Below are 25612 nucleotides of genomic sequence, written 5' to 3'. Positions count from 1 at the left end.
ATCCCTGATCTTGACCACTAGTTTTGACCACCGATTTAGCTCTTTGGTTTAGCTCTTTGATCTAGCTGCTCTTGATCTTGAACTTTGATCTTGATCACTGATTTTGATCCCGATTCTTTATCTATCTGTCATTTGTATTCGTTTCATTATCCCGCTCCAGCAGTTCAAACCCCTGTAGTATGAGCCCCCGGAGGCGATCGTGCGCCCCTGCATAATACAGATAACCGATCAGACACTCAAAAGCCGTCGCATGGCGGTAATCGAGCACATTCGCATTTTTCGGCACCGTTCCAGATTTCGCGTTGCGCCCCTGCCGCACGATATCCAGTTCACTCTGCGTAAGCTGCGGCTCGATGAGCGCAAGCATTCTGGCCTGCGCCTTCGCCGAGACAAATTTCGTCGACTGGATATGAAGGTGATGCGGACGAAGGTTGGGGCGGGCTATAACATGCTGCCTCACCGCAATTTCAAAGACGGCGTCGCCGATATAAGCCAACGCCAGCGGCGGCAGCAGCCTTGCCGGCTTGGATGGCTTATCCGGGAACCAGAGGGGCGCTTCTGCCCCTTCCTCGTCGACACCGGAATAGCCTTCGTTTGCTAGCGGTGATTGACCGCTTTTTTCTGACGGCTGCTCACTCATTCGCGACGGCTGGCTGCTCGTTTCTGACGACTGTTTACTTCTTTCTGACGGCTCGCTGCTCAATGGTGCCGCAGCTTGAAATTCGACATTTTCCGCATCCGGCCCGCTCATTTCCGCCGCCATCTCATACCTTGCGGTGTATCTTCCAGCAAGATTCCTTGCGCATCGAGCAAATCGCGGATTGCGTCGGCACGAGCCCAATTTTTCATTTTGCGCGCTTCAACCCGCTCGGCGATAAGCGCTTCTATGTCATTATCCAGCAGCTCTGCTTCCTCTTCTTTGGCGATGCGCAAGATGCTGTTCATTTCATCGAAAAGCTTCTGCGCCGCTTCGAGATCTGCGCGGTATACGATCGGCTGCTGCAGCAAAGAGTTGACCTCATTTACCCATTCAAACATCGCTGTAATCGCGTCCGGGGTATTGAAGTCGTCCTGCATTTTCGCATGGAAAACGGCTCGGATGTCGCGCAGCTTAGCCCCCCATTCCGGAGTTACTTCCCCGCTCCCGTCGGTTGCAGCCTTCAACCGGTGGCGCAGATTGCCTGCGGCGTTCGCAATGCGCTCGACGCTCCGCTCGGCCTGGGCCATAATTTCAGTAGAGAAATTAAGCGGATTGCGATAATGAGTGGACAGCATGAAATATCGAATGGCCTCGCACTTATATTCGGTACGGAGATCTTTGACAAGAATGCCGTTGCCGAGCGATTTCGACATTTTCTCGCCATCGATATTAATATATCCATTGTGCATCCAATACTTAGCAAGCGGTTTGCCTGTTGCAGCCTCGGATTGGGCGATTTCGCATTCGTGATGCGGGAATTGAAGATCCTGGCCCCCTCCGTGGATATCCAGCGTATCGCCAAGCAGCTCGCGAGACATCGCGGAGCATTCAATATGCCAGCCCGGTCTGCCTTCGCCCCATGGGCTCGACCAGTGGATTTCTCCCGGCTTCGCCGCTTTCCAGAGCACGAAATCCTCGGGATTCTCCTTGCGCTCATCAACGTCAATACGGATGCCGAACTGCAGCTCCGAAAGATTCTGACCGGATAGCTTACCGTAATCGGGAAATTTCTTTGTCCGGAAGAAGACGTCCCCGCCGCTGGCGTATGCGTACCCCTTGCTCTCCAGATCTTTGATGAAGTCAATGATCGTCTCCATGCTGTCCGTCACGCGCGGATTAGCGGTCGCCCGCGGTATGTTGAGTCCGTCCAAATCTTCGTAATACGCCTGAATGAACATTTCTGCAACTTCCGGCACCGTAGTGCCCATCTCCTCGGCTTTCCGGATTAGCTTGTCATCTACATCAGTGAAATTGACTACATAGTTGACTTCATAATTCTGATTCTCCAAATAGCTTCTGACCACGTCAAACACGATCATCGGACGCGCGTTGCCAATATGAATATACCCATAAACAGTAGGACCGCACACATAAACATTTGCCTTGCCCGGTATTTGGCTGACGAAAGCTTCCTTCATACGAGTTAACGTGTTGTATATTTGCAATCCCATACCCACATTCCTTTCAGCACTTTTATATGGTTTACTCTGATGTCACATGCTCTTGGCGCAGCTGCCCCTTCCCCTTCAGATCGGCAATTTCGGACTGCAGTTCTTCGATCTGGTGCTGCAGCGCCTTCATTGAATCGATGACCGGGTCCGGAAGCTGGTGGCTAAGCCGGTCGAGCGGCTTCCCGCGAAGTCGTACCACTTTGCCGGGAATTCCGACCACCGTGCTCTCGGACGGTACCTCCTTCAGGACGACGGAATTAGCCCCGATGTTCGATTGGTCCCCGATTTTAAAGGAACCGAGAATTTTGGCACCCGATCCGATGACAACGTTATTGCCGATGGTCGGGTGGCGCTTACCCTTCTCCTTACCGCTCCCGCCCAGCGTAACTCCTTGATAGATAACCACATCATCCCCGATTTCGCAAGTTTCCCCAATGACTACGCCCATGCCGTGGTCAATGAATAGCCGATTGCCGATCCGCGCTCCCGGGTGAATCTCAATCCCCGTAAAAAAGCGGCTGGTTTGCGAAATGATCCGGGCGATCGTGAACAACCGGCGGCGATAGAAAGCATGCGCCATCCGATGGCTCCAAATGGCATGCAGCCCGGAATAGGTGAAGATAACCTCGAACCAGCTTCTTGCAGCCGGGTCGTTATCGAAAACGGCTTGAATATCGGATTTCATCCTTTTGAACATCATGCTTCCCCTCTTTTCTCTTCCGGTCTCTCGTCTGCTCTTTATCTGTGTATGAGGAGACGAACACTCCCGTGCCTATCTCTGTATATGCTGCATACGTGTCTGCATATGGGCTTGCATGTGTATCTGTCTACACAAGTGCCTGCATTGTACGTACATATATGTCTGCAAATATGTCTGCAAAAAAAAGCGCCCCTGCAGCTTTCGCTGCAGAGACGCTTGACGCGCGGTTCCACTCTGCTTCGGACGGAAGCTGAACTCATCGCCTGCCCGCAGGCAGAACGGTCTTCAGGTTCTCCATCCCTCTTGGCGTCCTTAACGGGGACGACGCGGCAAAGTCTACCCGAGCCAGGCGTTCGCATACGGTCACCGCCGTCATGCCAAGCCAAAAGCACGCTCAACTTCACTGCTCCCGGGTGCATTTCCGAAGCATGTATTGAGATAACTTCCACCCCGGTGCCGCTTGTCGGCTCCTCGGTTATCCTCTCTGGACAATACAATGGTCTGTCGTACTTCTCCCGATCTATGCATTTGCAAGCTATACATTAATTCAAAAAGACACCTTTTGATCACGATGTAGTCCTAGAAGTAATTCGACATCGAATCTTCATTTCATTCATCATGTCTATATATTACCCGAAACGCTCCAAAAATGACAACATTTGATTTGTCGTTATGCCCCGCGGATTTGCGCCTTCAGCCGATCGATCGTCCGGTCTTGGCCGAGCAAATAGATCGTCTGGTTCAAGTCGCGGCCGTGCATCTGACCGGTCAGGGCTACACGGATCGGCATGAACAGGTTTTTGCCTTTGTGCCCAGTCTCTTTCTGCACCTCTTTGATAAGCACGGCGATGTTCTCGGCCGTGTAATCAGAGAGGGCCTCGACCTTGGCAAGAAATGCGCTCAGCACTTCCGGCACCTGCTCTCCGGACAGAACGGCTGCCGCCTCCGCATCAAGCTCTAAATGCGTGCGGAAGAACAAATCCGACAGCCCGACGATGTCCGAGGCTGCGGTCATCTGCTCCTGGTACAGGGCGACCAGCGCCTTGGCCCAGGCCTCCTGCTCAGGAGCAAGCTCAACAGGCAGCCGCGAAGCCTTCTGCAGGTGCGGAATTGCCAGCGCAGCAATGCGGTCAGGGTCGGCATTCTTGATGTAGTGGTTGTTCAAGTGGGCCAGCTTGTTCGTATCGAACACAGCAGGACTGCGGGACAGCCGCTTCGCATCGAATATCGAGATCAGCTCTTCCTTCGAGAAAATCTCCTCCTCGCCTTCCGGCGACCAGCCGAGCAGCGTGATGAAATTGAACATCGCTTCCGGCAAATACCCCAAATCATCGTACTGCTCGATAAACTGGATGACCGATTCGTCTCGTTTGCTCAGCTTCTTGTGGTTCTCGCCCACGATGAGCGTCATATGGCCGAACACTGGCGGTTCCCAGCCGAACGCTTCATAGATCATTAACTGGCGTGGCGTATTGGATACGTGGTCTTCGCCGCGAAGCACGTGCGAAATGTTCATCAGGTGATCGTCAAGCACGACCGCGAAGTTATAGGTCGGAATGCCATCCTTCTTGACGATGACGAAATCACCGCTCGTCTCGGATTGGAATGTGATCTGGCCTTTGACCAAATCGTCAAACGTATACGTGCGTCCCTCCGGCACGCGGAAGCGGATGCTCGCCTGACGTCCCTCGGCTTCGTAAGCGGCGCACTGCTCCGGCGTCAAATCCCGGTGCTTGCCGGAATAGCGCGGCGTCTCTCCGCGGGCCATCTGCTCCTCGCGCTCCTGCTCCAGCTCCTCTTCCGTGCAATAGCAGCGGTAAGCGAGCCCTTTGTCGAGAAGCTCCTCCCAATATTTGCGGTAAATATCCAGCCGCTCCGTCTGGCGGTACGGGCCGTAGTCTCCGCCGATGTCGACGCTCTCGTCCCATTCGATACCGAGCCACTTCAAATAAGTCAGCTGGTTCTCTTCCCCGCCGGCAACATTGCGCTTCACGTCGGTATCCTCAATGCGGATGACCAGCTTGCCTCCGTGATGTTTTGCAAACAGATAATTGAACAGCGCCGTTCTCGCATTGCCGATATGTAAATGCCCCGTCGGACTTGGAGCATAACGTACGCGAACCTCCGTCATAATAATCCCCTCCTGGAATGAATAACGATTACAGAAACTTCAAAAATGTTTTTAAGATGATAGCATATCTTTCGTCAGGCACACAACACACAAAGTGGTAATGCCTTCCCCCCGCCCGTTGAAGCCGAGCTGCTCCGTCGTGCTCGCCTTTACGTTCACGAGCCCCGGCTCCGCCTGCAGCGTGCCAGCGATAACCTCGACCATTTGCGGGATGTACGGTGCCATCTTCGGACGCTGGGCGATGATCGTCGCGTCCAGATTTCCAAGGCGGTAGCCGCGCTCTACGGCCATAGCCCATACCCGCTCCAGCAGCTTCAAGCTGTCCGCATCCTTGTAGGCCGGATCCGTATCGGGGAAATGCCTGCCGATATCCCCGAGCCCGAGCGCTCCAAGCACCGCATCCGTGATGGCGTGCAGCAGCACATCAGCGTCGGAATGGCCGAGAAGCCCCTTCTCGAAAGGAATCGTTACCCCGCCGATAACGCAAGGCCGGCCCTCCACGAGCTGATGCACGTCAAATCCTTGTCCAATTCTAATCATCCGTTACCTCTCCCTCTAGCTTCCTTCTGCGCGCGAACGAACTCGGCGTAGTCCAAATCGTCTGGCGTCGTAATTTTAATGTTGCTGTATGCGCCTTCCACGACGCAAACCGATAGGCCGGCCCGCTCGACGAGCATCGAATCGTCCGTACCGACGAACCCGTCCCGCGCGGCCTGCTCATGAGCCTGTAAGAGATCACAGCGGCGGAAAGCCTGCGGCGTCTGAATGGCCCACAGGCTGCGCCTGTCGGGTGTCGCGGTCACCCAGCCCTGCTCATCGACCTGCTTGACCGTATCCTTCACTGGAACCGCCAGCACGCACGCTCCATGCGCCCGTGCTGCTTCATAGCAGGCGGTCACCTGCTCTTCCGTGACAAAAGGGCGGACGCCATCATGCACCAGTACCCAAGCTGAGCTCATTTGAAGCAGCCCTTGGTATACGGAGTGCTGACGCTCGGCGCCGCCCGGAATAACTTTGATTGGAGTTGTAATGCCATATTCATCGATCCACGCCAGGACCCGCTCCACATCCTGCTCTCCTGTCACCAGGACGATCTCGGTGATCAGAGGATGGCGGTCAAACACCTCTAGCGTATGTACGACGATCGGCTTGTTCTGCAGCATGAGGTACTGCTTGCTTTCCTTCGTACCCATGCGTGTACCGCGCCCGGCCGCTACGATAATCGCTCCAGCTCCGGCGCTGTTCGCTTGTGCCACCATGCTTCCCTGCCTCATCCGTTGGAATTGCGCCAGCAATCTGGCCTGGTCACTCCGCTTAAGGAGACCCGCCAGCGCTGCGCAGATATTCCCATCATACCGTTTTTACTGGGCTTTTTCCAACAGTTTCGGTTTAGCGAAAATCATCCGGCCCGCTGAAGTCTGAAGCACGCTCGTGACGAGCACCTCGGTAATGGTACCGATATAATCCCGGCCCCCTTCGACGACGATCATCGTTCCGTCATCCAAATAGGCCACGCCTTGCCCATGCTCCTTGCCGTCCTTGATGACCTGGACCATAATTTCCTCGCCAGGCAGCACGACCGGTTTAACAGCATTGGCCAAATCGTTGATATTCAGCACAGAGACCCCTTGCAGTTCGCACACCTTGTTCAAATTGAAATCGTTCGTCACCACTTTGCCCTCCAGCACTTTGGCCAGTTTGACCAGTTTGCTGTCTACTTCCGATATTTCCTCAAAATCCCCTTCATAGATCATCACCTTGATATCCAGCTCTTTCTGAATTTTATTCAGAATATCGAGTCCCCTGCGGCCCCGGTTGCGCTTGAGCAAGTCCGAGGAATCCGCAATATGCTGCAGCTCCTCCAGCACGAATTCGGGAATGACGATCGTGCCCTCGATAAAGCCCGTTTTGCAAATATCGGCAATCCGTCCGTCAATGATGACGCTCGTATCGAGAATTTTATGCTCCTCCAGCTTACGTTCGGCCCCTGTTCCGCTATTCCCCCACTTGCCCGATTTCCAGAACGAGGACAGTTCCTCCTTCTTAGCAAGTCCAACGCGCAGCCCCATATAGCCTAAAAGTGCCGAAATCCCGAACTGCGCGAAGTGCTCCATCGAGCCAAGCAAGGCCAAAACAGGGTTGACCATTAAAGAAAGAAGTAGTCCTGCAGTTAACCCGGTCGCCCCGGCCATCATTTCATTCATCGGTATATCCGTAATCGTTTCAATCCACCGCCTGATTGCTGCAGATGCGATATCCGCAACAAGGGAGAATATGAATACGCATAAAATAGCCCCGACTGCCGCCAATAGCAAATGCGACATCAGAGGGCTCATCCCGCTAAACCAGGCGCGCAGCGGCTCCGGCAACAAACCGGTCAGCTCATCCATCGTATAGCCGAGCCACGCTCCGCTCAATGCGGACACGACCGTTAGCCATCTTTTGACCATGTCCCTCTTCACCTCCAAATAAAGTACGTTCTTTATCCAGTATGATCCAATTTATGGAGGCGTAATCTTCGGATGAGGAACTTTTTTCATATTATTTTTCATAATTAAAAGTCAATGATTCCATAATTCAAATCGCCATGCTATTCTGTCATATAACTTATTCAACTGTTTGATACATAAAGAATCTCTATCCGTTGTTCAGCACATATCCATCGAAAATAATCATTGCACAGAAGGAGACGTAGCCTATGAGATTCCCCCGATTCAGATCGCTGCGAACGACGATTTTGTGGCTGTTTGTCCCGACGATTTCCGCATTCATTTTGCTATCCGGGCTCATATCCTATCAATTGGCTGCAGCCCAGCTGAAAGAAAATGCCTATTCAAGCATCAGCGATACGCTTTCCCAAACGAGTCATTTTGTCAACGAGCGTTTGACAGCCCTGTTTACCGAACTCAATATTTTATCCAAAGATTATGATTTAAATATGCTCATCAAAAAGCTTCAGAACGCGGACTATACACTAACTCCTGAGGACTATCTTACGATTAATACGAAGCTGAACAAAATTTATTCAGATTATTACTCCATCGTCGATACGATATACGTCTCTCTCAACTATGGGCAAACTATTTTTCAGAAAAAATATGACTATTACAGCACCTACGACTACGACTATATTCCTTACAGCGATTATGATTCAAACTCGGTTATCGTGCAGTGGAAAGGATTTCAGCAGCCGGACACGAGCCGGGAAGACACGGATCCTGAACAGGTCACGTTCATCAGCATGTACAAATTCCTCGAAAATCGGGAGCTTACCCCTGACGGGTTCATTTTGTTTGAACTGAGGGAACAGTTTTTCAATGATTATTTAGCCAGTCCGCAAATTAGTGAAAGCGGTTACTTGATGCTGATCAGTCCGGATAGCGATATTTACTTCAAGCCTGTTGACAGCAGATATTCACTCCAGCCCGACATGATCAGCAAAATCCAGCTGTCCTCCGAGCCGGCCGGCGTGGAGGAGATGTTAAGCGCAGATGGAGTCAAATTAATCGTCCTCTACGATACGATTGAAATTAACAAATGGCGGATCGCCGCGGTGTTTCCCAAAAACGAGCTCCTGCTAAAAATCGAATCGATCAAGTACGTCACCCTCATATCTATGGGCATCATGATGATTTGCGCGATGATCTTCTCGATCATATTGGCCAGGCTTCTAACTCAGCCGTTAATTAAACTGACGCGCATCGTCAACAAAATCGGGAATGGCAATTTGAAGCTTCAATTCGATAAAGAACTGCCAAATGAGATCGGGGTGCTAAGCCGGGGAGTTCAAAACTTGATTCTACGGATCGAAGATTTGCTAGTCGAAGTGGAAAATAAACAAATTCAAGTCAAAAACGCCGAATTCAAGGTGCTGCAAGCGCAAATTCAACCCCATTTCCTGTACAACACCTTATATTCCATCCGGCAGCTGTGCGACATGGGATTAGCCCGGGATGCGAGCAAGATGGTGCAGGCGATGTCCAACTATTACCGCACCAGCATCAGCCGGGGCATCGAGATCATTACGATCAAGGAAGAGCTGGAGCATATCGAAAATTATTTATTCATTCAGCATATGCGGTACGGAGACGATTTCGACTATCGAATCGCTGTCGATCCTGCACTGTATCCTTATAAAATTCTCAAGCTGACACTCCAGCCACTGCTGGAGAACGCCCTTTATCACGGAGTGAAGCAGCAGCGCAGCAAAGGGGAAATCCGCGTTACAGGCGCTTTCCACTGCGGCCAAATCCGCTTCCAGGTGATCGATAATGGGGCAGGGATGTCTGCTGAGCGTCTCGCCGAAATTACGGCCAGCCTGGAGGACCCAGAATCAGAGCATTCCCAGGTCGGATACGGCGTTCGCAACGTTCAGATGCGGCTGCGCATGCAATACGGCCCAAGCTGCGGCTTGACCTATGAAAGTGAGCCGGGCAAAGGGACCTGTGTGACAGTCATAATCTGCCAACAGGAGTAGTTCAACATAAATATTTAAGGAGTGTGCGCTATGTTAAAGCTGGTCATTATTGATGATGACGGATTAATTCGCAGAGGTCTTAGTCAAACCATTTGCTGGGAAGCGCTGGACATTGTCCTGGCAGGCACGGCCGGAGACGGCGAGCGGGGGCTGGAACTGATTGAAGCAACGGAGCCTCATATCATTATCGCCGACATTCGTATGCCTATTATGGACGGACTGACGCTGACAAGCATCGTGAAATCCAAATATCCGGAAATGAAAATCATTCTGATGACAGGATATGACGAGCTGGAATTCGCCAAAGAAGCGTTAAAAATGAAAGTTTTCGACTACTTGTTAAAGCCGGTCGATAACGGTAATTTACTTGATACCGTGCAGCGTGCCGCTGCGGAATGGAACTATGATCATCAGTTGAAGCTAAAGCTGCTGGAAGGCATCCCTTTGCTGAAGCAGCGATTTTTCGAGCGTTTAATCCGCGGCAAGCTGTCCGCTGAGGCCTTAGCCTTTCAGGCCGGCATCCTTGACTTAAACTTCGATTACGATTTCTACATGACGGTCATTTTGAAAGCAGATGATTACACCGCCGATAATTATCATCACCGGTTCGGCAAGGAAATGCTCAAGTACTGCATCGAGAACGTCGCCGAAGAAATTATCGCCCGGGAGCAGGCCGGGTTTGTATTCGAATCGATCGATGATGAAATCATCGTCCTTCTTGCCTTGAAGGGTACGGAAGAAACCCTGCAATCCTGCTGCTTCTCCATCACCGAGGAGATCCGCGAAAGCGTAGAGCGCTATTTGAAAACGACGGTGACGGCGGGCATGGGCTTTCTATATCAGCACCTTGCCCAGGTGACAAAATCGTATTCAGATGCCAAGTCCGCCTTAGAAATCCGGCATATTATCGGCAAAAATCAGGTGATTTCCATTCAGGATACGGGTCTGCCCCATCTGCCCCAGTCGATTGATATTTTGGATCTGGAGAAGATGCTGACGCTCAAGGTCAAGCTGGGTCTGGAGAAAGACGCGGGACTGCTGCTGGACCAAATCGAAGCCAAGCTGCTGAGCGCCCGTTCAATTACGCTGCATCAAGTCAAGCTGAAGGCGCTAGAGACGGTCATTCTCATTTACGCCGACTCCGATTTGCGAGAGCTTGTGCACGATGATGATTTCAACCGGTTAACCGAGCTCATTCAACATACGCAAACGATTAAAGAGGTTTTCGCGGAAATTCGGCAGATGGCCGCCCGCTTGGCGAACGCTGTCAATACCAGCAGAGAAAATCAGCAGAAGGAGATCGTCAAGCAAGCGATGGAATATATCGAGAAAAACTACATGCGAGAGCGTCTCTCTTTGCAGGACGTAGCGGACGAGGTTCATATTAGCCCGACCTATCTGAGTTATATTTTCAAAAAGGAACAGAACGTCAACTTCAGTGATTATTTGCTGGAAACCCGAATGACGGCAGCCATGGAGCTGCTGCGCCTGAAGGATTTGAAATCGTACGAAGTGGCCGAACTGGTTGGATACGGCAATGCCCAATATTTCAGCACCTGCTTCAAAAAATATACCGGTTTCTCACCTTCCGCCTTTAAAGGTTCATCCTAAAATATGAAACATTCGTGATAAGATATTGCATTCCGTGAGCTCGCCATCCAATTTTATAATGAGTTTGTACGAATTCGCTTGCAAGCCGGCTAGCAAACTTGTTCAAAAGGGAGATGGTGATAAAGTTCATGAGTGTATTCATCAACAAGAAATGGCGGCCATACCTGTTCATAGCACCGTCGGTCATCCTGCTGGTTGGATTTCTGTTCTACCCCATCGCAAACGTGTTTGTTCTAAGCTTACAAAATTACAACCCTGCGAAGCCTTATGCAAATGGCTTTACCGGGTTCGATAATTTCGTGCAAATATTTACGAACGACAAAATTTTCTATTCGACATTGTCTATCTCTTTAAAATGGGTATTGTCCGAGGTTGTCCTGCAATTGATCCTAGGCCTGATTCTGGCACTGCTGCTTAATCAGACGTTCCGGTTTCGCGGATTAGCCCGGGCTGCCGCTTTCCTTCCTTGGGCTATCTCCGGCGTCATTACGGCAACTATGTGGTCCATTATGTTTAATGAGCATTTTGGCGTAATCAACGATCTGTTGAAAAAGATCGGGATCATATCACAAAATATCGCCTGGACCGCCAGTCCGGATACTGCCTTCGGTTCCATCGTAACGGCCGAGCTGTGGCGGGGCATTCCATTCTTCGCGATTACACTATTGGCCGCGATGCAAAATATTCCGGGCGAGCTGTATGAGTCCTGCAAAGTGGATGGCGGCGGCAGATGGCGTTCTTTTTTCAGCATTACACTGCCTTATCTTAAAGATACGATCGTCCTGACCACCCTGCTGCGGGCGGTATGGGAGTTTAACAACGTCGACCTCATCTTTACGATGACGGGCGGCGGCCCGGCTAACATGACGATGACGCTGCCAATGTATATCGCCAATCAGGCGATCAAGTCGAACAACTATGGTTATGGATCGGCCCTGACTGTCATTGGCGTTATTCTGCTGACTCTGTTCGCAGCACTTTATTTGAAATTCAGCGGCTTCGGAAAGGAGGAGTAACAGATGAACCACAAGCTGGAAAGGCTCTACAGTCATTTCATCTATCGCTACCTGCCTTTGACCGTTCTGCTCTTGTTCATCATGATCCCGTTCTACTGGACGATCAATACTTCCCTTAAACACGAAGCGAATATTACGAAGATGCCGATTCAATATTTACCGACGCCGGCTACCTTGGAAAATTTTATCCTGTCGTGGAACAATGTCGGTTTCTCCATTTTTTTCAGGAACAGTATGTTCATCGCTTTAGCTACCGTACTCATCGTACTGATCCTTTCCATCCTGGCGGGATATGCGATTTCCAGGTTTCAGTTCAAAGGCAAGAACGCTTTTATGCTCTTGCTGCTCTGCACGCAATTTGTACCAGGGGCCATGCTTCTCATTCCGCTGTTTATGCAGTTTAAAGCGATGAGCCTTACAGGTACGCACTTGGGACTAATTATTACTTATTCCGCTTTCCAGCTTCCCTTCAATGCCATTCTGATGAGCGGATTTATCCGCGGCATTCCAGAAGCGCTGGAGGAGGCGGCGGAGGTCGATGGCTGCAACCGCTTACAAGCGATCTACCATGTTATCCTCCCCATTCTGGTCCCGGGTCTTGTGGCTACATCAGTCTTTACGTTTATCGGAGCATGGAACGAATTCCTGTTTGCGCTCATGTTCATTACCAAGAAGCCCTTGTTCACCCTGCCCGTTGGTCTTAGCTATATGCAGGGGGAATTCGACATCAATTATGGTGCGCTTGCGGCCGGAAGCGTCATCGCCCTCGTACCCGTCGTCATCCTGTTCTCCTATGTGCAAAAATATTTGGTTCAAGGCCTTGGTGCAGGTGCGGTGAAAGGTTAGCGCTTTGACTTAGCTTTGACTCAGCTTGGTTTTGGCTTACTGGTTTGCTTGGATTGCTTAGATTGCTTGGTTTGCTTGATCTGCTTGATCTGCTTAGTCTACTTAGTCTACTTAGTCTACTTAGTTTTCTTAGATGGCTTAGATTGCTTAGATGGCTCAGCCTACTTGGTTACTTTATTACTTAATTTTGCTTGATTTACTGCTTGCTTTTTTATCTGCTCACTTACTTCACTTGCCTCACTTGCTTTCTGTTTCTCGGGCTTTTGCTTTACTTTTGCCTAGCTTTGCGTACCGTATCCTAATTTTTAGCTACTATAAGGGGGAGTCTCGCATGATGAAAATGAGAAGATATGCGGCTGCAGCAATAGCCATTATTTTAATTCTTTCCGCAGCTTTAACCGGCTGCGGCTCTAACAAATCGGTGAATGGCGGCAATGGCAGCGTCAGTTTGAGCAGTTCCGACAACTCTGGAGGTTCTGAAGGCTCTGGGGGCTCTGGTAATTCCAGCAGTTCCGGTGAACAGGTGTCGATTACGTTTTGGGACGAAAACTCCGGTCCCCAGCGTACTCCATATTACGAGGAGCTGATCAACCGCTTTGAAGCTGCCAACCCGGATATCAAGGTTGATTATGTAGGCTTGCCCGCTTCAAGCGCCAAGCAAAAGTATGATGTCGCCATCGCCTCTAATGAAATGCCTGATATCGGAGGCCTCAATCAATTCTGGATTTCAGATTTCGTTGCCAAAGGAGTGCTGCTTGACCTGGAGGATTACTTCAGCAATTGGAGCGAAAAGGATAAAATCGCCCCATCCGCCATTGACGGCAGCCGAAGCTCCGCGCCGGACGGGAAGCTTTATCAAATTCCGAATACGAGTAACTACAGCACTCTGTGGTATCGCGCAGACTGGTTCGAGGACGCGGGCATAAGCGTGCCGCAAACCTTTGATGAATTTTTCGCTACGGCGGGTAAGCTGACCGATTCCGCAAAGGGGCGCTATGGCTATACGATTCGCGGCGGTGCAGGCAGTTCCAAGCAGCTTACAGAAATTTTATATGCCTATTCCGGAATTACCGAGTACTTTGATCAAGACGGGAAAGCAACGATCAACGATCCGGCTCACGTCGAATTTTTAGAGAAATATGTGCAGCTGTATGGAAAAAATACGCCAACCAGTGATGTAACAAACGGTTATAAAGAAATGGTCGCTGTATTTGATACGGGAATAGCCGCCATGGTCCAGCATAATTTAGGCTCCTTCGGCGAGCACACGAAGGCATTTGGAGAAAATGCTACGGAATTCAAGGCTGCTCCATTGCCGAAATCCACACAAGGGTACCGGGTAGTTACCGGCGGCGACAATGTAGGCCTGGCCATTTTTAAATCGTCCAAAAACCCGGAAGCCGCCTGGAAATTCCTTACGTTCCTAGCAAGCGAGGAAAGCCAAAACTATTGGAATCAAAACATCGGTCAAATGCCAACTCGTGTCGATTCCTTGAACAGTGAGTGGGTAAAGAACAGCCAGCATATACTTGCGCTGTCCGAAGCCATCGCCGATCCCACGACGAAGGTGCTGATCCCTCCAATTTATTTACCGGATTACTCTTCAATTCAGCTCAATGTGCTGGAGCCCGGCTTTCAATCCGTTCTTCTAGGAAAAGAGAGCCCAGAGGAATTCCTGGATGAATGGGCGCAAGCAATGGAAGCAGCATTAGCCGAGTACCAAAAAAGCTTCAAATAAACTCCAGCAAAACTTGCCTGGCATGGACTCCCGGGATTTTGGCAACCCGGCTCATGCCAGGCCTCGCTATGTAAGTATCCTGATTTTCACCGCGTGCTCTCATTTTCACCGCAACCCCTCATTCGCTGCCGATATTTGCCCAACCGGCTGTAAAATCCGGACCTCTTCCGCATTAAAATGGGCACAAACCCTATCATTATGGGAATTCCAGCTTGATATCAAGGGAAATTGTGGCATATAATGAACTCAATTCATAATAATTTGAGGTGGATGGAAAAATGAGCGCTCCAAGCCTGCAATCTTTTCAAGAACAAGTTTCCGATTTGTTACTCCGTCACCGAAGTTTACTAGATGTCCTGTCCAAGTTAGGACAAACCAATGCGGCCGTCGTCCGCTCTGTCACGAAATCAGTAACTGAATGCGGTTGCATCGAGCTTCATGCCACAAAGCAGCAATTCGAGCCCGGCATGGATTTGCAGCACGCAAAGGAAACGATCCGCAAGCATGTTCATGGCGAACTGTGCGAGAACTGCCGAGACGCCATCACTAATGAATTAGGGCGTAATCTTTTCTATATGTCCGCACTATGTAATTCGCTTGATATCGACATGGATGAAGTCGTTAAACGCGAATCACAGAAATGCTCCACGTTGGGATTGTTTAATTTATCATAGTTTCTTTCGTACCCACCCAAACCCTCCCTGCCTAGGGAGGGCCCCAAGGGCTTTGCCCTCTGGACTCCCACAATGAAAGTAACGTGGGAGGGGAAGAGACGCTCCTGCTCGCTGTCCCCTAACGGGGATGCGCTTAACGTTGTGCGTGGAACGCTTTTCCCCCTTCGGGTACGTCTTACTCTTGGCTCACCCGGGCTGCCTGGAAACATGCTGCTCGTAATTCTTCTTTCGGAGCGCCTGGGCAGCAGTGTGCTGGGATCCGCTTGTCACCCTGCGGGTACGCTCAACTTCTGAGCTCCTGCAGGTGGGAGGCGGTCGTATTGAGCATTTTGTTGTCACTATGTGCTTGTGCTCGCTGTCCCCTACGGGGATGCGCTTAATGTTGTATATTGCGCGCTTGGTACCTGCGGGTACCGCTCAACCATTGAGCTCCTGCTGGCGGGGGGACGACGTTTGGGCTTTTTGTTGTCATTATGTGCTAGTGTTCGCTGTCCCCTGCGGGGATGCGCTTAATGTTGTTGCAAAGAACAAAAAAAGCATGGATGCCAATGCAGGCATTCATGCTTTTTTGAATTCATCGTTCAGACTGTCCATATTCGGACATTGGTCCTGTCATCGCTTGGTGTTGTAGGCTTCCTCCGCCTCTTCCTCTTCCGCTTGCTTGCTGCGGCGAAGCAATTTGTCGAAAGTCTGCTTAATCCCATAAGCAGCATAAAGAACAAGCGGTATGAATATCAATTTCGATAATTCCTCTGGAAATACCACCGCAATGGTGACCGCAAAAATAACGACCAGCGGAGCCAGCATCACTCCCTTTTTGGGAAGACCGATCTTTTTGAAGTTCGGATATTTGACGGAGCTGACCATCAAGTATGAAACGAGTATAATTCCAAAGATAAAATATGGAGCCGTAATATTTTTATGAAATAAGGACAACGTTGCTATAACCCCGCCTGCGGCAGGGATCGGCAGTCCGATAAAATAACCAGGCACGCCCTTCCGAACATTGAAGCGAGCCAGCCTCAGCGCGCCGCACATCGGGAAGATCGCGGTGATCGCCCAGGCGAGTCCGGGTTGGATGCTGCTGAAAGCGATCGTGTACATCAAAATCGCAGGCGCAACGCCAAAGGATATAACATCGGATAAGGAGTCCAGTTCTTTGCCAAATTCGCTCTGCGCATTCAAGGCACGCGCTACTCGTCCATCCAATCCATCGAGCAGCATAGCTACGATGACCATAATCGCGGCCATGCTGTATTTCCCCTCAAATGCGAAAATAATGGATAACATCCCGAGAAACAGGTTGCCAAGGGTACACACATTTGGAAGTGATTTCGTAAACATCTCTTCACCTCGGATAAATTTCCAATAATAATAATTATAATTATATCGGATAATGGGGTGTTTTTAATTAAATTTGTCTGTCAATGAACGCTTGTTCCTGCAGTCTCTTCAGACCTTCTTTAATCGTTCTTGCTCTTACTTCCCCAATACCATCCACTTCATCCAGCTCATCGATTGTCGCCATCAGCACGCCAGGAAGCTCCTTAAAACGTTCAACAAGATTATGGATAATAACGTTTGGCAATCGTGGAATCTTGTTGAGTACGCGGTATCCCCGAGGAGATATCAAATCTTCGGACATGGCGGCAGAGGCTGGGTAACCAAGCAATCGCGAAATATGGCTTATTTCCAGCAGTTCATCGTCACTGGAACGCTTCAAACCAAGAATAATTTCGCGAATGGCCTCATCATGATCGTCCTTAGCATAGTCTTTGTATAATAGCCAGGCTTCTTCCTCCATATTGCTAACCAGTTCCTCCATTTGCATACTGATTAGGCGGCCTTCGGAACCAAGCTCGTTAATGAAGCGCTTGATCTCCATTTTTATTCGGATGACCATCTCGACCCGCTGGATAACATTAATTACCTCCGGCACGGAAACAAGCTCTTCAAACTCCGAAGCCGTTAAATTCGTTAGTGCCTGATTGAGTACAGCTCTATATTTCTCAAGCGTCTGAATCGCCTGGTTCGCTTTCGTAAGTATGACTCCGATTTCCTTGAGTGAATACCGTAGCCCGCCCTGATACAGCGTTATAATGTTCCGTCGTTGCGAAATCGAGACGACAAGCTTACCCGTCTGCTTCGCCACACGCTCTGCGGTCCGGTGGCGAATTCCCGTCTCTGATGATGAGATAGAGGAATCTGGAATGAGCTGGGTGTTCGCATACAGAATTCTTTTCAAATCCTCGCTCATAATGATTGCCCCGTCCATCTTAGCCAGTTCGTATAAGTAGTTCGGGGAGAAGTCACAGTTAATGGAGAACCCCCCTTCAACCACTTCCATTACCTCTGGGCTGTATCCCACTACGATCAGTCCGCCTGTCTTAGCCCGGAGCACATTCTCCAGTCCGTCGCGAAAAGCGGTGCCTGGTGCAACGAGCCGAAGTAAGTCGTTCATTTTCTCCGCATGGGTAGTTTCTTTCATGAGTTCTAATGCCCCCTAATCTAACGCAACAGTTAGCGCATCTGCAACGGTATTGACACCAATCAATTGAATGCCTGACGGGCTTTGCCACCCCTTCATGCTCTTCTCGGGAAGAATAACCCGTTTGAAGCCGAGCTTGGCTGCTTCTCTTACTCTTTGTTCCGCTCTGGAGACGGCCCGAACTTCCCCTGTCAAGCCGACTTCCCCAAAGATGACATCATCCGGCTTGGTCGGCAAATCCCGGAAGCTTGAGGCAATGCTGACAGCGATCGCCAGGTCGACTGCTGGTTCATCCAGCTTCACTCCGCCAGCCAAGTTAACATAGGCGTCCTGATTTTGCAGGAACATGCCCATTCGCTTCTCCAGTACGGCGATAATAAGCCCCATCCGGTGATGATCGACCCCGGTGGCCATCCGCCGCGGGGATGGAAAATGCGTCGCAGCAATTAAAGCCTGCAGTTCCACCAGCATCGGACGCGTCCCTTCCATGCTGGCTACAACAGTGGAACCGGACACGCCAAGCGGGCGTTCGGAGAGAAACAATTCCGAGGGATTGATAACCTCTGTTAAGCCGGATTCGTTCATTTCGAAAATCCCGATTTCGTTTGTGGAACCGAAACGGTTTTTGACCGCTCGCAAAAGCCGGTAAGAATGGTGCCGTTCTCCCTCGAAATAGAGGACGCAGTCCACCATATGCTCCAGCAGCCGCGGCCCGGCGATTGCCCCTTCCTTGGTCACATGTCCGACCAGCACAGTGGCAATTCCTTGCCCTTTGGCAATGCGCATGAAGCGCGCTGTACATTCCCGTACTTGGGAGACGCTGCCCGGCGCACTGGTCACCTCCGGCAAGTATACGGTTTGGATTGAGTCGATGACGAGAAAGTCCGGCTTCAAATCATCGATCGACGCTTCGATGGATTCCATGTCGCTCTCACAGAGTACATAGAGCTCCGGTGACAAGGCGCCCAGCCTTTCCGCTCTCAGCTTCGTCTGGCGGATCGACTCCTCTCCGGAAATATACAGGACCCTTAGTCCCTCCTTGGCCATCTCGTGCGACGTCTGTAGCAGCAGTGTTGATTTGCCGATCCCGGGATCGCCGCCTACAAGAACTAATGACCCCGGAACAACTCCACCTCCCAGCACGCGGTTCAGTTCCCCGATTCCGGTAACAATTCGCGGCTCTTTGTCACTTTCTATATTTATGATGGGAAGCGGCTTTTCTTTCGTATGAAATAAACCCGAGGACATCCCTTGCGTCTTTACAACCTTCTCCGTTTCTTCGACCATGGAATTCCATGAACCGCAGCCTGGGCATTTTCCATACCATTTTGGCGATTCGTATCCGCATTCAGTACAAAAAAACTTCGTCTTTACTTTAACCATTTCTCTCTCCTTATTATATCTGCAAAATTTGACAAACCTTGCAGCTCGAACCACTAAGGGTAACACTCAAAGTTTACCATTGTTTCAGATTTAACGTAAAGGTTTTTCGCTGGGTTTGTGTAAATATGGGAATCGCCCGGCTGACGCCGATCCAAATTCACGATTATTTTTCCTGGATTCGCAAAAAAGGTAACAGCATTGGAGCAAAGAAAAGACAGCTTTAGGGAGCACTTGCTTCCTAAAGCTGTCTTTTTTCTATCGCTTTGAGTGTTGCTTTCTTGCTTGTTGATCTTACTTATCACTTCTTACTTAGTGATTATTCATACTTGCTGCATCTTACTTGCTGCTTTCTTGCTCCTTAATTCTTACTTATCGCTTGTTACTTGTCGCTTTTTACGAAGGCTCCTGTCTTTTTGACGGATAGGCCGCCATCTTCCACGTCAATGGTCAGGGCATCGCCCTTCTGCACATTGCCGGTCAGCAGCTCTTCAGACAGGCGATCCTCGATATGCTTCTGAATCGCCCGGCGAAGCGGACGTGCGCCATATGCCGGATCGAAGCCTTCTTTAGCGAGGAATTCCTTCGCTTGATCGGTCAAGACGAAATCTACATCGTATTCGTGCAGCCGTTTACGCAACTCCTCTGCCATGAGCGATACAATTTCGCCGATGTGCGATTGGTCGAGGGAATGGAACACGATAATCTCGTCGATCCGGTTCAAAAACTCCGGACGGAAGCTCTTCTTGAGCTCTTCCATTACTTTCCCCTTCATATTGTCGTAATCGGCCCCCGAATCCTCCACTGCGGTGAAGCCGAGCCGCGTATTGCGTCTGATCGCTTCCGCCCCGACGTTCGAGGTCAGGATGATCAGCGTATTGCGGAAATCAACAACACGGCCCTTGGAATCGGTCAAACGGCCATCTTCCAGCACCTGAAGCAGAATGTTGAATACTTCGGGGTGAGCTTTCTCGATTTCATCCAGCAGCACAACGGAATATGGCTTGCGGCGCACCTTCTCCGTCAGTTGTCCGCCTTCCTCATAACCGACGTATCCCGGAGGAGCACCGACCAGACGGGCTGTCGAATGTTTCTCCATATACTCGGACATGTCGATCCGGATTACCGCATTCTCGTCGCCAAACATCGCTTCTGCGAGGGCGCGGGCCAACTCGGTCTTCCCGACTCCCGTAGGACCAAGGAAAATAAAGGATCCCATCGGCCGCTTTGGATCTTTCAATCCGGCGCGGGCCCGGCGAATCGCCCGGCTGACCGCTTTAACCGCTTCTGCCTGGCCGATCACCCGCTCATGCAGGATTTGCTCCATATTAAGCAGACGCTCTGTCTCCTCTTCCTTCAGCTTGTTTACCGGAATACCGGTCCAACTGGCTACCACCTGAGCGATATCCTCCGGCGTAACCTCGGAATCGGTACGGCCCTGCTTCTCTTTCCACTGGTTTTTCGTGACGTCCAGCTCTTCGCGGATTTTCTGTTCCGTGTCACGCAGTGCCGCAGCCTTCTCAAACTCCTGGCTTTGCACGGCAGCGTCCTTCTCTTTGCGGATATCTTCCAGACGGCTTTCGAGCTGCTTCAGGTTAGGCGGAACCGTGTAAGAGTTGAGCCTTACTTTAGAGCCTGCCTCATCGATCAGGTCAATCGCTTTATCCGGCAGGAAACGGTCCTGGATATACCGGTCAGACAGCTTCACCGCCTGTTCAATGGCCTCGTCGGTAATTTTAACCCGGTGGTGCGCCTCATAACGGTCACGCAGTCCATGTAAAATTTGAATCGCTTCGTCTACCGAAGGCTGATCAACCGTAATCGGCTGGAAGCGGCGCTCGAGAGCGGCGTCCTTCTCGATATATTTGCGGTATTCATCCAGCGTCGTTGCACCGATGCATTGCAGCTCGCCGCGCGCCAGTGCCGGCTTCAGAATGTTGGAGGCGTCGATCGCTCCCTCTGCTCCGCCTGCGCCGATTAATGTATGCAGTTCGTCGATAAACAAAATGATGTTCCCGGCTTGGCGGATTTCATCCATAATTTTTTTCAGCCGATCTTCAAATTCGCCCCGATATTTCGTGCCGGCTACAACTGAACCCATATCGAGCGTCATTACTCTTTTATCGCGGAGGGTTTCCGGAATTTCGTTGTTGATGATTTTCTGGGCCAGGCCTTCGGCAATCGCCGTCTTCCCTACACCCGGCTCACCGATCAGCACTGGATTGTTCTTCGTCCGGCGGCTCAAAACTTGAATGACGCGTTCGATTTCTTTGCTTCTGCCGATGACCGGGTCGAGATTGCTCTCTTTGGCCGACACCGTCAAGTCACGCGCCAAGCTGTCGAGGGTTGGCGTATTTACATTAGGCTGGGTGCCGTGATGACTGGAAACCGCCTCGCTGCTTCCAAGCAGCTGCAGCACTTGCTGGCGCGCCTTGTTCAGGCTGATGCCGAGGTTGTTCAGCACGCGCGCAGCCACACCCTCGCCTTCCCGGATCAGGCCGAGCAATATATGCTCAGTGCCTACATACGTATGACCCAGCTTACGGGCCTCATCCATGGACAACTCGATAACTTTCTTCGCTCTCGGTGTATAGGCAATATTCGTCGGCTGCTCTTGTCCGCGGCCGATTAGCGTCTCAACTTCATCCTGAATTTTCTCCAGTCCGAGTCCAAGACCGATCAGCGCCTTGGCGGCAATCCCTTCGCCTTCACGGATTAATCCAAGTAAAATATGCTCTGTACCAATATTGTTATGTCCAAGCCGTACGGCTTCTTCTTGGGCGAGTGCCAATACCTTCTGGGCACGCTCTGTAAATCTTCCAAACATCATACTCCTACACCTCCATGAATGTTATCTTTGCGTAGTTTCTTTTTACGTTATTTCCTTTACATTGTTTCTTTTATTTACCCAATTGCTCACGAATGAGCTTGGCGCGATACATATCGCGTTCGCCCGGAGACATGCTTACCTGAAATTTCTTCTGCAAAAATCCAGGCTGAGTCAACACATTCAATTCATTTAATACCTGCACGGACAAATTATCGATCAAGCCGAGGTCTACGCCTAATCTGACATCGGACAATCGCTGGGCCGCTTCCTTGGAATCGATAACCGCCGCATAGGACAATATCCCATAGGAACGCATCACCCGGTCCGTCATCCGCAGGCGGGATTCTGACATTAATCTCTCCCTGGATGACTTCTCATGCTCAATGATTTGCATTACGACACTGTACAAATTTTCTATAATTTCAGATTCGCTTTGTCCCAGTGTAATCTGATTTGAGATTTGAAACAAGTTCCCAGTCGCTTCGCTTCCTTCACCATAAATACCGCGTACGGTCAGACCGACCTGAGAGACGGCTGAAAGGATGCGGTTGATTTGCTGGGTCAACACGAGTGCAGGCAAGTGCATCATGACAGAAGCCCTAAGTCCGGTTCCTACGTTGGTAGGACAACTGGTCAAAAAGCCGCGATTATCATCAAAAGCATAATCGACATGCGCTTCAAAAATATCGTCCACCGAGGTGGCCTTTTCCCAGGCTTCTTCGATCTGTAATCCAGGATACAGGCATTGGATCCGCAAATGATCCTCTTCATTCACCATGATGCTCAAGCTTTCGTCGTCACTAATGAACACCGCGCCGCTTCTGGATTCGCCAGCCAAATTCGGGCTGATCAAATGCTTCTCTACCAGCACCTTCTTATCAAGCTCATCCAGCTCTGCGAGAAGGATCGGAGACAATTGGCCGAATTGCTCCATTTGCTCATCCTCCAGTACGCTCTGCAGCTGATTTAGCACCTCCTCAGACTGCTGGTTGGTAGCCAGCATGGGGAAGGGCTGATTCTGCAAATTTCGCGCAATTCGGACACGGCTGCTAATGACGATTTCGGACTCCTTGCCTCCGCTTCTCATCCATTCGCTCAGCGGTTGTTCTGTAAACCGAAGTTTTGTCATCGCTCATTCCTCCTACTCTGCGGAAATGTTCTTCTCAAGCTCGCGGATTTGATCCCGCAGAGCCGCCGCTTCTTCAAACTCTTCCTGATGGATTCGGTACTGCAGCTCCTTACGAAGCTCGTCGAGCTTGCGCTTGACTTGAATGTGGCTTCCTACTCTTTTAGGCACTTTGCCCACATGCATCGTGTTGCCGTGTACCCGTTTGAACAGCGGATCCAGCCGGTCATTGAAGTATTTATAGCAGGAGCTGCACCCGAAGCGCCCGATTTTGCTAAACTGGGAATAGGTCAGACCGCATTCCTCGCAGCGAAGATGTTCAGGTGATTTATTCCCCTGAGCTTGACCTCCTGGTCCGAAATCCAGCAAACCGGATAACAGGTTGTGGATGGAAAATCCTCCGGATGTTCCGGGAATAAGCTCGCCCTTCTCGCGGGCGCAGGCTTCGCAAATATGAAACTCCGTCTTTTCACCGTTTACAATTTTAGTAAAATGCAGTGTTGCGGGTCGTTTTCCGCATTCTTGACAAAGCATAGGACGTCCCTCCCTTACCTTGGATAGACTCAGATAGACTCAAATAGACTCATTTAGCCTAGCAGCGAAATCAGCATAGCCTTCATAATTCTAGCCCGGATTCGATCCCGCTCCGGCAGCTTAATCATTAACACTTCTCTGGATATGGCTGCCCGCATGAGTGCCGCTTCGCGGCTGCTGAGGAAACGGGCTTCCTCCAATTGATATATTAGCCCCTCTGCTGCCGTTTGACCCATTTCATTCCCGATCGTCTGATGCAAATGTGTGTGCAGGCTGATCGGTCCGGGCAGCTCAATGCGCCGAATCCGGACATAACCGCCGCCGCCCCGCTTGCTCTCCACCAGGTACCCTTTCTCTAAAGTAAACCGGGTACTGATGACATAGTTAATTTGCGAAGGTACGCAGGAAAATTGGTCAGCCAGTTCATTGCGCTGAATTTCAACGGTTCCTTCAGGACTTTCATGCAAAATACCCTTTAGATATTTTTCGATAATATCGGAGATATTACGCAATCAAACATCCCTCCCATGCTCAAACGTAAAGCCGACACGAAATGCCGCCTCGTCCGGCAAGTTACCCGTGTAATTCGTGTAGTACATGTAATACATGTGGCTCATACATGTGGCTCATACATGTTACTCATGCCCGTGGCACATGCTTGTAATTCACGCGGCCCATAATTTATGCTCGTGACACATGCTTGTGACTCACGCGGCTCATAATTTATGCTCGTGACACATACTTGTGACTCACGCGGCTCATAATTTGTGCTCGTGACACATGCCTTGTAATTCACGCGGCTCATAATTTATGCTCGTGACACATGCTTGTGACTCATGTTCATGCTTGTAACACATACTTTGTGACTCATTTAACTCTTGTGATCATGTGGCGCAAGTGACTCATGCTTGGTGACTCAGTGGCCCAATGATTCAGTGTTGGCTAACGTTTGTTGACTTTGACTTTCTTTGACTTTGGATTTATTATATCACATTTTTATTGTTTGCCAAGAGGTGTACTCTATATATTTCAGTGTAACCTCGGAAGGATAAGTTATTCAAACAGACATTTGCCATTAAACGCAGCTCGCGACGATACGATGTGAGAGACCGGCAAGGCGAAGATAACTCCGGTGACAAGGAAGGTTAAATAAAGAAATGAAAAATAAAACAAAGCACTGCTGGCAATCCGCCGACAGTACTTGTTAGGTTTACTTTTGCAGAAAAAAACAGTTAGAACCTAGTGCCCATTGCTTGAAGGTAAGGAGATAAATAGCTCGGAGGAATTTTGTTTTGGCAATAAAGTCGGCGCTACGATGCGGCAACTGCCGGTCTCAGTAATTCGTCTCCATAGCAGGTAAAGCTCTCGGTACGGTCTCAGCGTCAACCTCAGCATTGGACTTCCGTACTGTTCCGCTTGGATTGGCAGCTATGGAAGAGTGGTTCTGTACGATATTTCATACACAATCCCTACATCTGGCTACTACGGGAGTAATTCTATATGATTTTTCATACACAATCCCTACATCTGGCTGCTACGGGAGTAATTCTATACGATATTTCATATATAATCCCACATCTGACTGCTACGTGAGTGATTCTATATGATTTTTCATATATAATCCCTACATCTGGCTGCTACGTGAGTGATTCTATACGATATTTCATATATAATCCCAACATCTGACTGTTACGTTAGTGATTCTATATGATTGAGTGATTCTATACGATATTTCATATATAATCTCTGCATCTGGCTGCTACGTGAGTGATTCTATATGATTTTTCATATACAATCCCAAATCTGACTGTTACGTTAGTGATTCTATATTATTTTTCATACACAATCCCTACATCTGGCTGCTACGTGAGTGATTCTATATGATTTTTCATACACAATCCCTACATCTG

21 protein-coding genes are annotated in these 25612 nt (G+C 50.0%); 7 read left to right on the top strand and 14 right to left on the bottom strand.

The features are described 5' to 3' along the window. Positions 1 to 121 precede the first annotated feature (121 nt). The 7 genes from G358_RS34475 to G358_RS0103075 all read right to left on the bottom strand — a co-directional run bounded on the left by G358_RS34475 (position 122) and on the right by G358_RS0103075 (position 7432). The gene (locus G358_RS34475) at positions 122 to 511 is read right to left on the bottom strand and encodes a Mini-ribonuclease 3 (RefSeq protein WP_240479927.1); all 390 of its coding nucleotides are present in this window, start codon (positions 509 to 511) and stop codon (positions 122 to 124) included. Between the two features lie 236 nt (positions 512 to 747). Next, a complete protein-coding gene (cysS, locus tag G358_RS0103100; protein ID WP_019635748.1) occupies positions 748 to 2151 on the bottom strand; it encodes a cysteine--tRNA ligase in 1404 nt (467 codons plus the stop codon). A gap of 31 nt (positions 2152 to 2182) precedes the next feature. Next, positions 2183 to 2848, bottom strand: coding sequence for a serine O-acetyltransferase (gene cysE / locus G358_RS0103095; protein ID WP_026342027.1), 666 nt, complete (start codon positions 2846 to 2848; stop codon positions 2183 to 2185). 673 nt (positions 2849 to 3521) lie between these two features. Then, entirely contained in the window at positions 3522 to 4985 is a 1464-nt protein-coding gene (gene gltX / locus G358_RS0103090) for a glutamate--tRNA ligase (protein WP_026342026.1), read from the bottom strand. Between the two features lie 48 nt (positions 4986 to 5033). Next, positions 5034 to 5522 carry a 2-C-methyl-D-erythritol 2,4-cyclodiphosphate synthase gene (gene ispF, locus G358_RS0103085; protein ID WP_019635745.1) on the bottom strand — a complete coding sequence of 163 codons (489 nt, stop codon included), beginning with the start codon at positions 5520 to 5522 and terminating at the stop codon, positions 5034 to 5036. Next, entirely contained in the window at positions 5519 to 6241 is a 723-nt protein-coding gene (gene ispD, locus G358_RS0103080) for a 2-C-methyl-D-erythritol 4-phosphate cytidylyltransferase (protein ID WP_019635744.1), read from the bottom strand. Before ispD ends, ispF begins: the two co-directional genes overlap by 4 nt. Before the next feature lie 102 nt (positions 6242 to 6343). Further along, a complete protein-coding gene (locus tag G358_RS0103075; protein WP_019635743.1) occupies positions 6344 to 7432 on the bottom strand; it encodes a PIN/TRAM domain-containing protein in 1089 nt (362 codons plus the stop codon). Positions 7433 to 7680: 248 nt separating this feature from the next. On the opposite strand from G358_RS0103075, the gene G358_RS0103070 reads away from it, so the two are divergent. The 7 genes from G358_RS0103070 to G358_RS32850 all read left to right on the top strand — a co-directional run bounded on the left by G358_RS0103070 (position 7681) and on the right by G358_RS32850 (position 15638). Next, complete coding sequence (locus G358_RS0103070) at positions 7681 to 9459, top strand: sensor histidine kinase (protein WP_019635742.1); 1779 nt, start codon at positions 7681 to 7683, stop codon at positions 9457 to 9459. Between the two features lie 30 nt (positions 9460 to 9489). Further along, positions 9490 to 11070 carry a response regulator gene (locus G358_RS0103065; RefSeq protein ID WP_019635741.1) on the top strand — a complete coding sequence of 527 codons (1581 nt, stop codon included), beginning with the start codon at positions 9490 to 9492 and terminating at the stop codon, positions 11068 to 11070. A 128-nt stretch (positions 11071 to 11198) separates the two neighbouring features. Continuing rightward, positions 11199 to 12086: a carbohydrate ABC transporter permease gene (locus G358_RS0103060; protein WP_019635740.1), complete on the top strand. Its 888-nt coding sequence runs from the start codon at positions 11199 to 11201 to the stop codon at positions 12084 to 12086. 3 nt (positions 12087 to 12089) lie between these two features. Then, on the top strand, positions 12090 to 12932 hold the full coding sequence (locus G358_RS0103055; protein WP_019635739.1) for a carbohydrate ABC transporter permease: 843 nt from the start codon (positions 12090 to 12092) through the stop codon (positions 12930 to 12932). A gap of 331 nt (positions 12933 to 13263) precedes the next feature. Next, positions 13264 to 14670 (top strand): ABC transporter substrate-binding protein, encoded by a 1407-nt coding sequence (locus G358_RS0103050; protein ID WP_019635738.1) that lies wholly within the window; start codon positions 13264 to 13266, stop codon positions 14668 to 14670. A gap of 278 nt (positions 14671 to 14948) precedes the next feature. Further along, positions 14949 to 15344: a nucleoside triphosphate pyrophosphohydrolase family protein gene (locus G358_RS0103040; protein WP_019635736.1), complete on the top strand. Its 396-nt coding sequence runs from the start codon at positions 14949 to 14951 to the stop codon at positions 15342 to 15344. A gap of 72 nt (positions 15345 to 15416) precedes the next feature. Then, positions 15417 to 15638: a hypothetical protein gene (locus G358_RS32850; RefSeq protein ID WP_157274240.1), complete on the top strand. Its 222-nt coding sequence runs from the start codon at positions 15417 to 15419 to the stop codon at positions 15636 to 15638. Positions 15639 to 15956: 318 nt separating this feature from the next. Here G358_RS32850 and pssA read toward each other — a convergent pair whose 3' ends face one another. The 7 genes from pssA to G358_RS0103000 form a co-directional block, all read right to left on the bottom strand. Beyond that, positions 15957 to 16688, bottom strand: a complete 732-nt coding sequence (gene pssA, locus G358_RS0103035; protein WP_019635735.1) for a CDP-diacylglycerol--serine O-phosphatidyltransferase — start codon at positions 16686 to 16688, stop codon at positions 15957 to 15959. Positions 16689 to 16755: 67 nt separating this feature from the next. Then, positions 16756 to 17832 (bottom strand): DNA integrity scanning diadenylate cyclase DisA, encoded by a 1077-nt coding sequence (disA, locus tag G358_RS0103030; protein WP_019635734.1) that lies wholly within the window; start codon positions 17830 to 17832, stop codon positions 16756 to 16758. Positions 17833 to 17847: 15 nt separating this feature from the next. Then, the gene (gene radA / locus G358_RS0103025) at positions 17848 to 19215 is read right to left on the bottom strand and encodes a DNA repair protein RadA (protein ID WP_019635733.1); all 1368 of its coding nucleotides are present in this window, start codon (positions 19213 to 19215) and stop codon (positions 17848 to 17850) included. A gap of 379 nt (positions 19216 to 19594) precedes the next feature. Further along, on the bottom strand, positions 19595 to 22042 hold the full coding sequence (clpC, locus tag G358_RS0103015) for an ATP-dependent protease ATP-binding subunit ClpC (protein ID WP_019635731.1): 2448 nt from the start codon (positions 22040 to 22042) through the stop codon (positions 19595 to 19597). 70 nt (positions 22043 to 22112) lie between these two features. Beyond that, positions 22113 to 23171 (bottom strand): protein-arginine kinase McsB, encoded by a 1059-nt coding sequence (locus G358_RS0103010; protein WP_019635730.1) that lies wholly within the window; start codon positions 23169 to 23171, stop codon positions 22113 to 22115. Positions 23172 to 23183: 12 nt separating this feature from the next. Next, entirely contained in the window at positions 23184 to 23702 is a 519-nt protein-coding gene (locus G358_RS0103005; RefSeq protein WP_019635729.1) for a protein-arginine kinase activator protein McsA, read from the bottom strand. A gap of 53 nt (positions 23703 to 23755) precedes the next feature. Then, the gene (locus tag G358_RS0103000; protein ID WP_019635728.1) at positions 23756 to 24214 is read right to left on the bottom strand and encodes a CtsR family transcriptional regulator; all 459 of its coding nucleotides are present in this window, start codon (positions 24212 to 24214) and stop codon (positions 23756 to 23758) included. Positions 24215 to 25612 lie beyond the last annotated feature (1398 nt).

Source organism: Paenibacillus fonticola DSM 21315 (assembly GCF_000381905.1).
In the GTDB taxonomy this organism is placed as follows: Bacteria; Bacillota; Bacilli; order Paenibacillales; family Paenibacillaceae; genus Fontibacillus; species Fontibacillus fonticola.
Note: the sequence above shows the minus strand (reverse complement) of the source record. Positions and strands in the feature narration are given on the sequence as shown.